Below are 15276 nucleotides of genomic sequence, written 5' to 3'. Positions count from 1 at the left end.
TTAATTCATGACCCTCACCGCAATCTCGACGCGGATCGGTACGCCAATGCGTCGCGTGTCCGCTGGACGATGACGTGCGGCCGGTCCTCGTTGATCACCCTGATCACCCGCCAGCCAAGACGATCGAGCATCTCCGCTCTTCGAATGTCCTTTACGTACTGCGATCGATCACTGCGATGTTGGTCGCCGTCGTATTCGACTGCCACCATTGGCTTTTCCCAGCCCAGGTCAAGGTAGGCGACGAGATGGCCATCGGTGACTTTGATCTGGGTGGCGGGCTTCGGTAGGCCAGCGTCGATGAGGACCAGGCGCAGCCAGCTCTCTTTGGGCGATTGCGCTCCGCCGTCCATCAGGGCGAGGGCGTCTCTGCATTGGCGAACACCGCGTGCTCCCGGGTGGCCAGTGATCAGCGCCGCTGTGTCAGGGGCGACGATCCCCGTCGCGGCGCAAAGCGCGTCGAGGTTGGCAACTGCGGCACCGCGCGGCAGGTTGCGTGCCAGATCGAACGCCGTGCGGGCAACACCAGTTACCCGCAGGCCGCTCACTTCTACGATTTCGTCCAGCGCGATTCGTTCGCGGCGAACGATGATTCCCGGTGGTGGATGGTTGAACGGCCCGAGGAGTTCAACGGGCGCGAAATCGTCGACCCATTTGGCTCCGTGCAGCGCGGCGGCAGCACGGCCGGCGATGATCCCCTTACGGCCAGACCACAACCAGGCCGCGTAGATGTTGTCCCACAGCGATCTCGCCGCATCCTTTTTCAGGTACACGTCGTGATGGATTTGCCGGTAGTTCCAACGCAATTGGCCGCGGTCAGCGTGCCGCGCGCTATTGCTTCGCTTCCGAGAAAGACCCCCGCCACGCGCTCATCATGCTGGCCCTGGCCGACAGCTCAGCGAGATTGCCGCCAGGGCTGTGGTTGGCATCGATTTCACAACCCTCACGGCAATCTCGACGCGGAAATGCAAAGTTACCGCCAGCTGGGCAGCCAGATCTCCATGTCCCAGGTCTGCTGTGAGATGGGCATGCCGGTGAGCACCGGGAACAGCCACGCGAAGTTGGTCACCACTAAAGCGACGTAAGCGCTCACGACGATCAGTCCCAGCGTCCGCCGTTCGGTGGTTTGGCCTGGGCGATACAGAATGTCGCCGCAGATCAGTGCGATCCCCATCGCCAGGAACGGCGCCATCGTCGCGGCATAGAAGAAGTACATCTGCCGGTCGATGTCGGCGAACCACGGCAGCCACCCGGCGCAGTAGCCGACCAGCACCACCGCGTAGCGCCAGTCCCGGCGGATAACCGATCGCCACAGGGCGTACAGCAGCACCGGTACCGCCAGCCACCACATCGCGGGCGTGCCGACCAGCATCTCCGCCTTGACGCAGGACTGCGCGCCGCACCCGCTGACGTTCTGCTGATCGATCGCGTACAGCACCGGCCGCAACGACATCGGCCAGCTCCACGGCTTGGATTCCCACGGGTGGTAGTTGCCCGCCGCATTCGTCAGTCCCGCATGGAATTGCAGTGCCTTGGCGCTGTAATGCCACAGCGAGCGAAGGGCATCCGGAAACGGAAAGTCACTGTGCGGGCCGATCGTCTGGCCCACCTCGTGCCGTTCGATCGCGGTCTCCGACGCGAACCACGGCGCATAGCTGGCCAGGTACACCGCGATTGGGATCAGACCCAGCGCGTAGCCGGTGGGGAACAGGTCACGTCGCAACGTTCCCAGCCACGGCCGACTGACCTGATACTGCCGGCGCGCGGCTACATCGAACGCGAGCGACATCAAACCGAAGAACACCACGAAGTAGAGGCCGGACCACTTTGTCCCGCAAGCCAATCCGAGCAGGACGCCCGCCAAAAAGCGCCACCAGCGCACACCCAGCCGCGGACCCCACACCGTGTCGGCGTTGCGGCCTTCGCGCAGTGCGACGTGCATTCGCCGCCGAACCTCGTCGCGGTCGACGATCAGCGCGCCGAACGCCGCCACCACAAAGAAGGTGAGCAAGCCGTCGAGCAGCGCGGTGCGCGAGGCGACGAAGTTCACGCCGTCGCAGATGCACAGCACGCCGGCGATCGCACCCACCAGCGTCGAGCGGCTGATGCGGCGCACGATCCGCATCACCAGCAGCACCATCACCGTGCCCAGTAGCGCCCCGGTGAACCGCCAGCCGACGCCGTCGTAGCCGAAGATCGCCTCGCCGATCGCGATCAGTTGCTTGCCGACCGGCGGGTGGACCACCAAACCGAACCCGGGGTTGTCCTCCACTCCGTGGTTGTTCAGCGCTTGCCAGGCCTGCGGCGCGTAGTGCTTCTCGTCGAAGATGGGGGTGCCCGCATCGGTCGGCGAGCCCAGGTTGACGAACCGGGTGATTGCGGCCAGCAGCGTGATGATGCCGGTGACCACCCAGCCGCGGATATCGTCGAGCGGCCCGAAGTCCGCGGTCGGAACCAACGGCCCCGGGCTGACGACGGGCACGACGCGCTCGTCGACGGCACTGCGAACGTTCAAGGAGGCTTCGCTGGGCGGGGCGGACATCGGTGTCGATCGTAGGCTGTCCGTCATGTCCCACGGTCGCCTACTGCTCGGTGCGACCCCGTTGGGTCAACCGTCGGACGCGTCCCCGCGGCTGATCAGGGCGCTGGGCGAAGCCGATGTGGTCGCGGCAGAGGACACCCGGCGAGTGCGGACGCTGGCCAAAGCGCTCGATATCCGGATCGCCGGCCGGGTGGTCAGCATGTTCGATCAGGTCGAAGCCGCGCGGGTGCCCGCACTGGTCGACGAGATCAGAGCCGGTGCGACGGTGCTGGTGGTCAGCGACGCCGGAATGCCGTTGATCAGCGACCCCGGCTACCGGATGGTGGCGGCATGCGTCGAGGCCGGCGTGCTGGTGACGTGCCTGCCCGGACCGTCCGCGGTGACCACCGCGCTGGCCGTGTCCGGTCTGCCATCGGAGAAGTTCTGCTTCGAGGGTTTCGCCCCCCGCAAGAGTGGCGCGCGCAAAACCTGGCTGGCCTCGCTGGCCGACGAGCGGCGCACCTGCGTGTTCTTCGAGTCACCGCGCCGGCTGGCGGCGTGCCTGCTCGATGCCGTCGATCAGCTCGGCGGTTCCCGCCCGGCGGCGATCTGCCGGGAGCTGACCAAGGTGCACGAGGAAGTGGTGCGTGGATCGCTGCAGGAACTCGCGGCGTGGGCGGCCGACGGCGTGCTGGGCGAAATCACGGTTGTGCTGGCCGGCGCGAGCCCGCCCGCCGACGTGCCGTCGCTGGTGGCCCGGGTCCAGGAGCTCGTCGCCGAGGGGGTTCGCGTCAAGGACGCCTGCACCCAGGTGGCTGTGGCGAACCCCGCCGTGCGCTCGCGCCAGCTGTACGACGAGGTGCTGCGGTCCCGACGCGCGGACTAACCAACCGAAGCGGCGGGCGCCGCACACGGCAGCCCGACGACGGGAGCGGCCTTGTGCAGGCATTCCGCCCATTCGGCGTCGGGATCGGAATCGGCGGTGATCCCGCCGCCGACGCCCAGCACGGCGCTGCCGGCGGCGTCGAACTCCACGGTGCGGATCGCGACATTGAGCTCGCATCCCGCGATAGGTGACGCCAACCCGACTGTGCCGCAATATATTCCGCGATGGTGCGATTCCCATTGCGAAATCAATTGGCGGGCACGGTGTTTAGGGGTTCCGGTGACGGATGCCGGCGGGAAGGCGGCGTCCAGCAGTGCCGAGGTGGGCAGCTCGACGGGAACCTGCGCCGACACCGTCGACACCAAATGCCACACGCCGGGCGCGCGCCGCACGACCAGCAGCTCGGGCACTTTGACGGTGCCGGTGATCGCCACCCGGCCGAGGTCATTGCGAACCAGGTCCACGATCATGATGTTCTCGGCCACCTCTTTTGGCGAGGCGCGCAACGCCGACGGCCAGGCGTCCAGCGGCAGCGTCCCCTTGATCGGGCTCGACATCACGACCTCGCCGTGGCGGCGCAGGAACAGTTCGGGGGACAGCGACGCGACCGCGCCGCACGGGCCGGCGAGATAGGCCGCGCGGGCCGGTGACGTGCGCGCGATGCCGTCGGTGAAGAAGTCCAGCGAGTTCCCGGCGACTGTCCCGGTGAACCGGGTGCACACGCACGCCTGGTAGACCTCGCCCGCACGAATCGCCTCGAGGCAGGCCAGCACCGCACCGCGGTGCGCCTCCCGGTCCGCCACATCCCAGTCGATGCGGCAGACTCGCGATGGCCCCGCTGCCGCGGTCAGTGCGGCGGACAGCCACTGCGGCATCGGCGCCCCGCAGAGGCTTTCGTACCACCACTGCCCGTCCCGGTCGCGGCGCAGCACGCAGTCGGTCCAGCCGCCGGCGGCTTCCGGGATCCGGTGCGGCAGCCCATCGGCGGCGGCGTCCGGATACGACAGGTAGCCGAACCAGCCACCGCCCACCGCGGGGGACTGGGGGGTCTGCGAGTCCAGCGGGACCGCGAAAGCGTCCGCAACGTCCACCGGGCGCACCGCCAGACTGGGCGCGATCACCGCCAGCGCGCCGAACCATTCGCCGGTCAGGGCGGCGGGCGGGGGCAGACCGAGCCGGCCAGTGGCATCACCGATTGCGCGCAGCACCCGAGGTGCCTCGCCGAGGTCGCCGAGCCGGTCGATTCGCACCGCCCTAGCTTGACAGACCGCGGTCGATCAGCCGCGGCTGATGTCGCGGGCGGTGGTCAGGGCGGCCAGCTTGTCCGGGTTGCGCATCACGTAGAAGTTGGTGATCTTGTCACCGGCGATCTCCACCGTGATCACCCCCTCGAGCCGTTCGCGGAAGTAGAGCAAGACCGCCGGCGCGCCGTTGCAGTTCACCATCTCGATGTGCAGTTCCTCCTGGGTCCTGCGCACCAGCCCGGCGATCGCGCGGGCGACCTTGTCGGCCCCGACCACCGGCCGGCGCGCCGCGGACACCTTGCCGCCGCTGTCGGCCATCCAGGTGGCATCCGGCGCCAGCATTGCCATCAGCGCCTCCACGTCGCCGCTGGCCGCGGTGGCCAGGAACTGCGCGGTGATCTGCGCATTGCGCGCCGGGTCCACATTGTCGAACCGCTTGCGCCGCGCCCGGACGTGTTCGCGGGCCCGGTGTGCGACTTGGCGCACGGTCGGCGCCGGTTTGCCCACCGCGTCGGCGATCTCGCCGTAGTCGAAACCGAACACCTCGCGCAGCACGAAGACCGCCCGCTCGTCCGGGCTCAGCGTTTCCAGCAGCACCAGCATCGCCATCGAAACCGATTCCGCCAGAACGACATCGGTTGACGGGTCTTGGTCGTCGAGCAGCAACGGCTCGGGCAGCCACGGCCCGACGTACTCCTCGCGGCGCCGGGCCCCGGCCCGCAAGGCGTTGAGCGCCTGGCGGGTCACCAGCTGGGCCAGATACGACTTGGTGTCGTGCACCGTCGACAGGTCGACGTCGGCCCACCGCAGATAGCTGTCCTGCAACACGTCGTCGGACTCGGTGGCCGAGCCGAGGATTTCGTAGGCGATGGTGAACAGCAACGGGCGCAGCAGCGTGAACCGCTCCGCGTGTTCGCCAGTCGCGATCATTTGATCGCGACCTGCTGGTCGGCCGGTTGCCCGGTCTGGTGAGAAGGCCGGCTGCCGCCTTTGAGCCAGAAGTACGAGCCGGGTTTGGCGGCCTCGCGCCGGATGGCCCACAGCGTGCCCCGGCAGATCTTCTCCTTGATGGCGGCGGTGGTCCGACCGCCGAGGGCCATGTTCACCGGGGTGTCGTCGGTGCGCGCGAACTGCAGCGTGCCGTGGGTGCGGCCGATGCTGATGCACTGGCCGACGAACGCCTGGTTCAGTGCCGCGGGGGCGTCGCCGGCGATCCGGGCGAGCACGGTTTCGGCAGCCTGGGCGCCCAACGGCTCGGCGGCCTGGCAGCTCATCCGCAACGGCTGGCCCGATGGCGCGGCGGCATCACCCGCGGCGACGATGCGATCGTCGCCGACGCTGATCAACGTCTCGTCGGTGAGCAGCCGGCCCTGCTCGTCGGTGCGCAGACCGCTGCGGGCGGCCAGATCCGGCACGGTGAACCCGGCCGTCCACACGGTCGCCGCGCTGGGCAGCACCGCGCCGTCGCTGAGCACCACGGTGTCCCAGCGGACCTCGCTTACGGCGGCCGACTCCAGGATGTTGACGTCGAGTTGGCGCAGTTGCTTGGCCACTGAACGCCGGCCGCGCTTGCTCAGCGTCGTCCCGAGCGTGCCGCCGCACACCAGGCTCACCGGCCGGCCCTGCTCGGCGAGCTCGGAGGCCGTCTCGATGCCCGTCAATCCGCCACCGACGACGGTGACCGGTGCGCCCAGCGGCAGGTCGGCCAGCGCGTAGCGCAGCCGCTGCGCGCTTTCCAGGTCGGAGATCGAGTGCGCGAATTCGGCGGCACCGGCTACCGAGGGCACCGCGCCCGTGCTGCCGACCGCATAGATCAGGTAGTCGTAATCCAGCGCGGTGCCAGATGTCAGCACGAGGCGCCGGGATGCGGCGTCGATTCGCTCGACCGCGTCGACAACCAGCTGGACGCGGTCGCCCAGCAGCGTGCCGTAGTCGGTGGTCGCGGAGCCGGTGTCGGCGACCAGCTGGTGCAAGCGGATTCGTTCGACGAAGACCGGACGCGGATTCACCAGGGTGATCTCGATGTCCGGCCGCTGCTGCAGGCGATTGGCCGCCAGGGTGCCGGCATATCCACCACCGACGATAACGACATGGGTGCTCTCGGTCATTTCTGTCTCCTATTCTCGCGGGACTTGTGCCCTTGAGACACCGCGAGACGGCCAGGCGTGACAATTCGGACCGCAATTGTGAGCCGGATCACTGAAACCGGGCCGGTGGGGCGGAGCCGCCCCACACCTTGAGCCGCGCAGCCCTCTAGCATCGCAACGATGGTCGCGACACTGAGGAGATGCGCGGCGGCTGTTGCCGCGGGTGCGGCACTCCTGCTCAGCGGCTGCGGTGGCCACCCCAGCCCCGGGCCGCTGTCCGCTATGGCCAGTCCGGCGATCCCGCCCAGCGTTGCCGACATCCCCAACCCGCTGCGTGGCCAGTATGAAGACCTGCTGAATCCGCTTTTCCCGCAAGGCAATCCCGCGCAGCAGCGATACCAGGCGTGGCCGGCGTCCTATGACGCCAGCATGCGTATCTCGTGGCGGCAACTGCAGCCCACCGACCCGGCCACGCTGCCTGGCGATGCGCCGGATGATCGCAAATTCGACTTCAGCGCGATCGACGACACGCTGACCAAGCTGGCCAGCCGAAACATGCGGCTTAGCCTCCGCATTTACGCCTACGGCTCCGACCCGCACGACCCGGGTATCGCCGTTCCCGAGTGGATGCGGCCGGCGACCACCAGCTATCCCGCGCCGCCGAACAGCCCCGGGGCGACGCAGGTCGTGCCGAACTGGGACGACCCGCACTACCTGGATGCGTTCGGCCGGCTGCTGGCCGCGCTGGGCCGCCGCTATGACGGCGACGAGCGCCTGGCCGTCTTCGAGTTCTCCGGATACAGCCAGTTTCGTGATCAGAGCGTCAGCGTCGCGTCGATCCGGCAGCTGGTGGCCGCGAACGTCGATGCCTTCCCGCACACGCAATTGGTGGTGAACCCGCAGAACCCGGAGATCGTGCGGCAGTTGCTCGCCGACGACGTCACGAAGAAGCTGTCCGGCCCGGTGGGCATCCGCTCGGATTGCCTCGGTGTTGCCTCGCCGCTGCCGGGCTGGGCGGAATCCGGTGACTCCCAGTACGTCCGGAACAACGATGCGGTCGTCAACGCGATCAAGCAGCGACTGCGCTCGGCGCCGGTGATCACCGAATGGTGTTCAGTGCCCGGTGGGGCCGATCCGAAGGGCTACTACGAAAAGGGCCTGCACGACGTCGTCAAGTACCACGTGTCGATGACGTCGAGTGCGAACTTCCCGGACCGGGATTCGACATCGGCGATGGACCCCAAGCTGTACGCGTTGTGGGCTCAGGCCAATGCGGCTGCCGGATACCGGTATTCGGTGCAGGCGCGGCCGGGATCGCAGTCGATTCAAGGCAAGGTCGCAGCCATCTCGGTGGAGTGGACCAACTACGGAGCGGCGGCGGCCACCGAGGGTTGGGCGCCCAACTACAAGCTGGTGGATTACACCGGTGCGGTGGTCCGCACGCTGCCGGCAACGGTCAATCTGAAGACATTGGTCCACGACGATTCCAGCCCGTCGCGCGAGGAGGCGGTCCCCGCGACGTCCACCGACACCGTTCATGTCGACCTGTCCGGATTGGCGCCGGGGCACTACACGCTGCGCGCCTCGGTGGAATGGCAACAGCACAAGCCGGGCGCATCGCATGTGGTGAACTACGGCCCGATGGCACTGGCCCGCGACGGGCGCGACGGCTCCGGGCTGTACCCGATTGCAACCCTTGACATCCCGCGCGACAACCAGATCTCAACCAGCGGTTGACACGACCCGGTCAACGCGCGTCAACCGCTGCTGATAAGCCCAGAGGAAACGGTCCGCCCATGGTACGGTTCTCTCACTAATATGACCCGTGACCTGCTCCAATCTGGCCGCCCGGCCGGGACATGCGCCCCACCCCGGAGGACTTCATGCCGCGCAGCCTGGATCTGGTCGTAACCTCCGTCGCCACTCAGCTGATGGAAGCTACGGCGTCCACGGCCGCCGCGGTGAGCCAGCAGGTGCTCGCGCAGCTAGTCGAGCAGCTCGATCTGGATGGCAGCTTCTTGCGTCACCGCGATGAGCTGTCCCGCGACTCGGTGCTGGTCGCGGAGTGGCCACTGCGAATCGAGGCTCCGGATCGCGATCCGGATCCCACAGCCGTTGTCCCCGTCGCCGGCGCGGAGCCGCTGCTCGCCGAATGCGAGCAGGGCCGCAAACCGATGGTGATATCGCCGGGTCAGCCGCGCCGTTCCTGGTGGCGCCGGCTACTGGGGTCACCTCAGCCCGCCACGCCTTCCGTGGCGGCCGCGCCGCTGATCTCGGGCGAGGTCACGACCGGCTTGCTCGGGTTCGTCAGGTTCGGCGCCCGTAAGTGGAAGCGAGCGGAGATCAACACGCTCGAGGTCGTCGCCGCCCTCTTCGCGCAGCTTCAAGCCCGTCTCGCGGCCGAGGAGAAGCTTCGCTATCTGGCCGAGCACGACGATCTGACCGGGCTGTACAACCGCCGGGCGCTGGTCGCGCACTTGTCCGAACGGCTCGCCGCCGGACAGCCGGGGCCCGTCGCGGTGCTGTATCTCGACCTCGACCGGTTGAAGCCGATCAACGACTACCTGGGTCATACCGCCGGTGACTGGTTCATCCGGGTCTTCGCGCAACGCATTCAGGTCTGCGCCGGAAGCCAAGCCATGATCGCCCGGCTGGGCGGCGACGAGTTCGTCGTCGTGCCCGAGCAGTCGATGTCACCGGAGACCGCGGAGTCGTTCGGCCACCGCCTGTCGAGGATGCTGTGCGAGCGGCTGGCCATCGGCGGCCACATGATCAGCCGTACCGTCAGCATCGGGCTAGCGATCGGCATGCCGGATCGCGACAACTGCACCGCCCTGCTGCGCCGTGCCGACGAGGCCGTGCTGACCGCAAAGCGCGCCGGCGGCAACCAGGTCGCGGTGTTCACCGACGACATGTCGCTGAAGAGCGCGTTCCGCAACGACATTGAGCTGCATCTGCAGGGCGATATCGGCAGCGAGGCGCTGCTGCTGCACTATCTGCCCGAGGTCGACCTGTGGACCGGCGCGGTCGTGGCGGCCGAGGCGCTGGTCCGCTGGCGGCACCCGATCTGGGGATTGCTGCTGCCGGACGCGTTCATCGGCGTGGCCGAATCGACCAACCTGGCCGGCGAGCTGGGCCGCTGGGTAATGCGTACCGCCTGCGCCGAATTCAGCCGCTGGCGTGCCAACGGCGTGGGGCACGGCGCCATCCTGCGCATCAACGTCTCACCCGTGCAGCTGATCACCCGCGGCTTCGTTCGCAGCGTCGCCGACACGATCGAGGAGTTCGGCATCGATGCCGCGTCGGTGTGTCTGGAAATCACCGAGCGCGCCGTCGTGCACGACATCGAAACCACTTGCAACACCCTCGCGGAGCTCAAAGAGATCGGCGTGCAGCTGGCCATCGACGACTTCGGCACCGGTTATGCGGTGCTGTCACACCTGAAGTCGCTGCCGGTCGACATGCTGAAGATCGACGCCGGATTCGTGCGCGACCTCGGGACCAACGCCGGCGACCTGGCCATCGTCCGCGCCATCATCGGGCTCGCCGAGGCATTCGGCTTGCAAGTCGTCGCCGAGGGAGTCGAGACACCTACTGCTGCACTGACTTTGATGCAGCACGGGTGTCACCGCGCCCAGGGTTTCCTGTTGTCGAGGCCAGTCCCCGGCGATGCGATGGAGGCTTTACTGTCGGCGCGCTGGATGCCGATGCCTTTCCTCGCCGATCGTGAGGCCTTGTCGCAGGGCGCCATCTAGCATCGCAACGTGGTCCGAAACGCGAGCAAGATTACGGCGGCCGTGCTGGTGTGCGCGGCACTGGTCGCCAGCGGCTGTAGCAACCCGAGTGGCCCCGAGCCGCTGAGCGCGGTTGCCAGTCCGGCCATACCGCTGACCGTGCAAGAGGTGGCAAATCCGCTGCGCGGGCAGTACGAGGACCTGATGATGCCGCTTTTCCCGCAGGCCAATCCCACGCAGCGGCGGTACCCGGCGTGGCCGGCGCCGCATGACGCCAGCATGCGTATCACGTGGCGGCAGTTGCAGCCCACCGATCCGGCCACGCTGCCCCCCGATGCACCCGACGATCTCAAGTTCGACTTCAGCGCGATCGACGACGAGTTGACGAAGCTCGCCAGCCGCAACATGCGGCTGACGATGCGCGTGGTCGCCTACAGCTCCTGCTGCGACATCACCTATCCGTCCAACTTGAGCATCGCCATTCCCGACTGGATGCGTCCGGTGGCCACCGACTATCCCTCGCCGCCCAAGTATTGGTGGACGCCGGGGGTGACGCAGGTGGTGCCGAATTGGAACGACCAGCGCTACCTGGATGCGTTCGGCCAGCTGCTGGCGGCGCTGGGGCGTCGCTATGACGGCGACGAGCGACTGAGCGTTTTCGAGTTCTCCGGGTATGGAGATTTCAGCGAGAACCACATCGCGTACTTGCGCGACAAGCTGGGTGCGCCTGGTCCGTCGCCGGAGGAGAGCGTCGCGAAACTAGGCTATTACAGCCAGTTTCGTGATCAGAACATCACCAGCGCGTCGATCTCGCGGTTGGTCACCGCGAACGTCAACGCCTTTCCGCACACGCAATTGGTGGTCACCCCGCTGAACGCAGACATCACGCGACAATTGTTTGCCGACTGGGTCACCAAATCGTTGTCGGCGCCGGTGGGTATCCGGTCGGATTGCCTCGGCGTGTACGCGCCGCTGCCGGTGTGGGCCGAGTCGGAGGGCTCACACTACGTGCAGCTGAAAGATCCGCTCATCAAACAGGTGAAAGACCGGCTCGCGTCGGGACTGGTGATCACCGAATGGTGCCAGCTGCCCGACGGAACCGACCCGAAGAGCTATTACGAGAAGGGCGTGCGCGACGTCGTCAAATATCACGTATCGATGACGTCGAGTTTCAACTTCCCCGCCGTGAACGCGACCACGGCGATGGACCCGGCGCTGTACCTGCTGTGGTCGAAAGCCAACGTCTCGGCCGGCTACCGGTATTCGGCCGAGGCGCGGCAGGGCTCGCAATCGGTGCACGACGGGCAAGCGTCGATCGCCGTCACCTGGACCAACTACGGCTCGGCAGGCGCCACCGAGAAATGGGTCCCCGGCTATCGGCTGGTGGATTTCTCCGGAGCGGTGATCCGCGAGATGCCCTCGACCGTGAACCTCAAGACACTGGTGCACCCGGACAACTCCGGTACCGAGCCGGCCCCGGCGTCGACCACCGAAACCGTGACCCTCGATATCGGGAGCTTGCCGCCCGGGAATTACACCTTGCAGGCCGCGGCCACCTGGCAACAGCACAAACCCGCGGCTTCCCACGTGGTGAACTATCCGCCCATGCAGTTGGCCCGCGACGGGCGCGACGGAACCGGCTGGTATCCGGTCGCGACACTCGACGTACCGCGCGAGGTGGTCACCTCCACGCCGAGCCAATGAATGGCGCGTAGGGTGCCTCGGCAAAAGTCCGCTACTGCCTGGGCAGACAGGGGAATCTCGAGTTGACGATGCTGCATAATGAACGAAGAGTTTGCTCTGCGGCCATGAAAGCGACTAAGTGTATGCTCTTCACGGGCTGGGGATGTTAGAAGGGTAATAATTGGATGGATTTCCGTACCTTTGTCCGGATAATCGGCGCGCACTGGAAGCTCGCCGCGGGGGCGTTCCTGGCTTGTCTCGTCGGTGCCGTGGTCGTCACGGCGTTGCAGACGAAGCATTACCAGTCGTCGGCCACGATCCTGATCTCCTTCTCCGGTGCGACTGACCTCACCGAGCTGTACAACGGCACGCTGACCGCGCAAGAACGGCTGTCGTCGTACGCCCAGATCGCCGGCGGACGCACGGTGGCCGAGCGCGCGATCAGCCAGCTCCAGGTTCCGATGAGCCCCGATGCGCTGGTGACCCAAACGCAGGTGAAATACACCGCGAAGTCGATGCTCTTCACGATCTCGGTGAAAGACACCGATCCGGTGCGTGCCGCGGCGCTGGCGGGAGCGATGGCTGACCAGTTCGCCGTCATGGTCCCGACGCTCGGCGTGACTGCGCACTCGAACACCGGCGCGCCGACGAGCACCACGCCGCGACCCGACACCGGTGAGGTGCCCCTGCCGCCGGAGGTGCCCGGGCAGCCCACTCCCAAACCGTTGCCGGTCGCCAGGGCGCGAGTGGTGGAGTCGCCCCGGGTACCCGACCACGCGATCGCCCCGTCGCCGGTGCGCAACGTGGCGATGGGGCTGGTCGCCGGCCTGCTGCTCGGTATCGGGGTGGCGTTGACCCGTGAGGCCACCGATCGCACCGTGCGCACCCGCGAGAAACTGGAAGAACTCTCGGGCTTGCCGACGTTGGGCGAGCTACCCGGAAAGCGGGGCACCGCACCGAAATTCGGCACCGACATCGCATTCGACGACGCGGTCCGCGGCCTGCGCGCCCGGCTGAGCAGGGCGATGGGCCCCAATGAACGCCGGGTGTTGGTGGCGGCGCCCTTCGGCGGTGAGGGAACCACGACGACGGCGCTGAACCTGTCGCGGGCATTCACCGAACTCGGCCAAGACGTCCTGCTCGTCGAGGGCGACTCCAGGCGGCCCGTGATCGCCGGCCTGCTGAGCGTCGAATCGGGAGAGGGCTTGGCTCATGCGCTGGCCGACCCCAGCATCGCCGTGCAAGCCGTGCGGCCGACCGCGATTTCGCGGCTGTTCCTGCTGGCGGCCCGGTCCGGCCGCCGCGGCGAGGGCGTGCCCGCCAGCGCATTTACCCCGGACGTGATCGACAGCGTGCTGGCGAACCTGTCGTCGCGGTTCGGCCACACCGTCGTCGACGGCCCGCCGGTGCTGGCCACGGCCGACTCCGGCCTGCTGGCCGGTGCGGTGGCGGCCACGGTGCTGGTGGTGCGCGCGAACCGCACCACCATCGATGAACTCACCGACGCGCTGGCAGCGCTGCGTACGGCCGGCGCGCAGGTCGTCGGAACCGTGCTGACCGACGCCAAGCCGTCCGTGCACAGCAGGGCCGCGGCCCGCGCCTACCGGGGAAAGCTCAGCGGGTCGGCGTGATTTTCTACCTGCGGAGTCGCGATCGCCTGGTAGTGGCCGCTGCTGTGCTGGCTATGTTCCTGTTGGGATGCTTCCTGTTCGGTGTGTTCTCGGTTCGCCGAACCACCGAGGGCGCCATGCTGATCGCCGCCCTGTTCTGCCTGGTGGTGTATTGGGTGAAACCAGAAGGGATGGTTGCGGTCACCCTGTTCGGGGCGTTCGCGGCGCTGCCGGAAGGCTTGCACGTCGGCAAGGTGATCGGTCCGGTCGCGATCTATGCCTACCAAATCGCCGCCGTGCTGGCGATTTTGTATCTGCTCCCGATCGTGCGACCGCGGTTCTCCGACTACCTCCTGCCAGGGGTGTTCGCGATGACAGTGGTGCTCTACACCCTGTACGGATTCGGGGCTGGGCATGACGCCCTGATGGTGGCGCGTGAATCGACGACGCTGCTCGAAATGGTCGTCGGGTTCGTGCTGGGAATGCTGGTCGTCTGGGGCGGTTACGCCGCATGGCTGGTCCGCGTGATGATTGTGATCCTCTGGTTTTCGGCGGGCATGGCGATCGTCAGTTCGCTGCATGCCGTCCGGCTGGCCGGCCGGGCGGAAAGCCTGGAAGAGGCGACGGGCGCCGGCCAGGCACTGCGCATCGTGCTGTCCACCCAGACGCCGGCGACCGCTGTGCTGTCCGCGCTGGTCGCCGCCGCGATCGTCGGCCGGGTGAAGCCGATGATGTTTTACGCGCTGGGTCCGCCCGCGTTGATCATCTCGCTGCTCTCCTTCTCCCGGAACACGCTGATCGCCATGGTGGTCGCCGCCTTCGTCGCGTTCCTATCCTGCTTCGGATTGCCGGCTCTGCGCCGGACGGCCACGGTCATCGTGGTCAGCGTGGCGGCGCTGGCGCTCACGGTGCCCGGGTCGCTGTTCTTGCTGCAGCATTCGCAGGCCGGGGCGTGGCTCAGCGATCAGTTCACCGCGTTCGGCCAGCGGGTGCTGGGCGGGATTTCGACGAGCGCGCTGGCGGTGGACCAGTCGACGCTGGACCGGCTGCAAGAAAACGCCCGACTCAATACCGCGATCGCGGAGGCGCCGATCTTCGGCCACGGCCTGGGCTACGCCTACCAACTGCCGACCGGGAACGACCCGGATGCCTTCTCCTGGAAGCTGGGGCCCACTTACTCGCACCTCTTCTACCAGTGGTGGTTGGCCAAAGCCGGCGTCGTTGGCGTGGCGATATTTGCGTGGTTCGCGGCCACACCGATAGTCAAGGCGGTGCGATGTGCGTCGGCGCCAGCGAAAATCAGTGCGGCGGTCAGTGCCAGCCTGCTGGCGATATCCGCGGTCTGGCCGCTCCCGGAGATGCCGATGGATGCCCTGGCGTTGGGCCTGGTCCTGGGAGCGACGATGGGATTTGCCGGGCTGGGGCGCCGCGACCATGAACGAAGCCACGACACCGTCGACCGCGTTCCCGAGCTGGCTGCCACGCCCAGCTGAATTTTTCAAAGCGTTACCCGA

General features: G+C 67.3%; 10 protein-coding genes and 1 pseudogene. 6 read left to right on the top strand and 5 right to left on the bottom strand.

What is annotated here, in order from left to right:
- Positions 1-14: 14 nt before the first annotated feature.
- Together H7K34_RS19315 and H7K34_RS19310 are read right to left on the bottom strand one after the other, a co-directional pair.
- Positions 15-862: pseudogene (locus H7K34_RS19315) on the bottom strand (DUF559 domain-containing protein).
- A gap of 108 nt (positions 863-970) precedes the next feature.
- Positions 971-2539: a dolichyl-phosphate-mannose--protein mannosyltransferase gene (locus tag H7K34_RS19310; protein ID WP_264063684.1), complete on the bottom strand. Its 1569-nt coding sequence runs from the start codon at positions 2537-2539 to the stop codon at positions 971-973.
- 25 nt (positions 2540-2564) lie between these two features.
- Between H7K34_RS19310 and rsmI the strand changes: the two genes are divergently transcribed.
- Positions 2565-3404, top strand: coding sequence for a 16S rRNA (cytidine(1402)-2'-O)-methyltransferase (gene rsmI / locus H7K34_RS19305; RefSeq protein WP_264063682.1), 840 nt, complete (start codon positions 2565-2567; stop codon positions 3402-3404).
- Here rsmI and H7K34_RS19300 read toward each other — a convergent pair.
- The 3 genes from H7K34_RS19300 to H7K34_RS19290 are packed head-to-tail and all read right to left on the bottom strand — an operon-like array spanning position 3401 to position 6756.
- Positions 3401-4654 (bottom strand): aminodeoxychorismate synthase component I, encoded by a 1254-nt coding sequence (locus H7K34_RS19300; RefSeq protein ID WP_264063680.1) that lies wholly within the window; start codon positions 4652-4654, stop codon positions 3401-3403. The two genes, rsmI and H7K34_RS19300, sit on opposite strands and share 4 nt — an antisense overlap.
- A 27-nt stretch (positions 4655-4681) precedes the next feature.
- A complete protein-coding gene (locus H7K34_RS19295) occupies positions 4682-5578 on the bottom strand; it encodes an RNA polymerase sigma-70 factor (RefSeq protein ID WP_264063678.1) in 897 nt (298 codons plus the stop codon).
- The gene (locus H7K34_RS19290; RefSeq protein WP_264063677.1) at positions 5575-6756 is read right to left on the bottom strand and encodes an NAD(P)/FAD-dependent oxidoreductase; all 1182 of its coding nucleotides are present in this window, start codon (positions 6754-6756) and stop codon (positions 5575-5577) included. The genes H7K34_RS19295 and H7K34_RS19290 overlap by 4 nt, the downstream gene beginning before the upstream one ends.
- A 159-nt stretch (positions 6757-6915) precedes the next feature.
- Here H7K34_RS19290 and H7K34_RS19285 point away from each other — a divergent pair, with 159 nt between their 5' ends.
- The 5 genes from H7K34_RS19285 (at position 6916) to H7K34_RS19265 (ending at position 15255) form a co-directional block, all read left to right on the top strand.
- Complete coding sequence (locus H7K34_RS19285; RefSeq protein WP_264063676.1) at positions 6916-8472, top strand: copper resistance CopC family protein; 1557 nt, start codon at positions 6916-6918, stop codon at positions 8470-8472.
- Between the two features lie 146 nt (positions 8473-8618).
- Entirely contained in the window at positions 8619-10490 is a 1872-nt protein-coding gene (locus tag H7K34_RS19280; protein ID WP_264063799.1) for a putative bifunctional diguanylate cyclase/phosphodiesterase, read from the top strand.
- 9 nt (positions 10491-10499) lie between these two features.
- Positions 10500-12173 (top strand): hypothetical protein, encoded by a 1674-nt coding sequence (locus H7K34_RS19275; protein ID WP_372510813.1) that lies wholly within the window; start codon positions 10500-10502, stop codon positions 12171-12173.
- 164 nt (positions 12174-12337) lie between these two features.
- On the top strand, positions 12338-13783 hold the full coding sequence (locus tag H7K34_RS19270) for a tyrosine-protein kinase domain-containing protein (protein ID WP_264063674.1): 1446 nt from the start codon (positions 12338-12340) through the stop codon (positions 13781-13783).
- Complete coding sequence (locus tag H7K34_RS19265; RefSeq protein WP_264063672.1) at positions 13780-15255, top strand: O-antigen ligase family protein; 1476 nt, start codon at positions 13780-13782, stop codon at positions 15253-15255. The genes H7K34_RS19270 and H7K34_RS19265 overlap by 4 nt, the downstream gene beginning before the upstream one ends.
- Positions 15256-15276: the final 21 nt, after the last annotated feature.

The sequence above is a fragment of the Mycobacterium montefiorense genome (assembly GCF_025823255.1).
GTDB lineage: Bacteria > Actinomycetota > Actinomycetes > Mycobacteriales > Mycobacteriaceae > Mycobacterium > Mycobacterium montefiorense.
This window is presented reverse-complemented; position numbering and strand designations above follow the sequence as displayed.

What these genes read in the sequence shown, in the direction of transcription:
- H7K34_RS19280 (WP_264063799.1), top strand. Translation starts at nt 8,619, where the DNA reads ATGCCGCGCAGCCTGGATCTGGTCGTAACCTCCGTCGCCACTCAGCTG.
- rsmI (WP_264063682.1), top strand. Translation starts at nt 2,565, where the DNA reads ATGTCCCACGGTCGCCTACTGCTCGGTGCGACCCCGTTGGGTCAACCG.
- H7K34_RS19285 (WP_264063676.1), top strand. Translation starts at nt 6,916, where the DNA reads ATGGTCGCGACACTGAGGAGATGCGCGGCGGCTGTTGCCGCGGGTGCG.
- H7K34_RS19270 (WP_264063674.1), top strand. Translation starts at nt 12,338, where the DNA reads ATGGATTTCCGTACCTTTGTCCGGATAATCGGCGCGCACTGGAAGCTC.
- H7K34_RS19310 (WP_264063684.1), bottom strand. Translation starts at nt 2,539, where the DNA reads ATGTCCGCCCCGCCCAGCGAAGCCTCCTTGAACGTTCGCAGTGCCGTC.
- H7K34_RS19295 (WP_264063678.1), bottom strand. Translation starts at nt 5,578, where the DNA reads ATGATCGCGACTGGCGAACACGCGGAGCGGTTCACGCTGCTGCGCCCG.
- H7K34_RS19290 (WP_264063677.1), bottom strand. Translation starts at nt 6,756, where the DNA reads ATGACCGAGAGCACCCATGTCGTTATCGTCGGTGGTGGATATGCCGGC.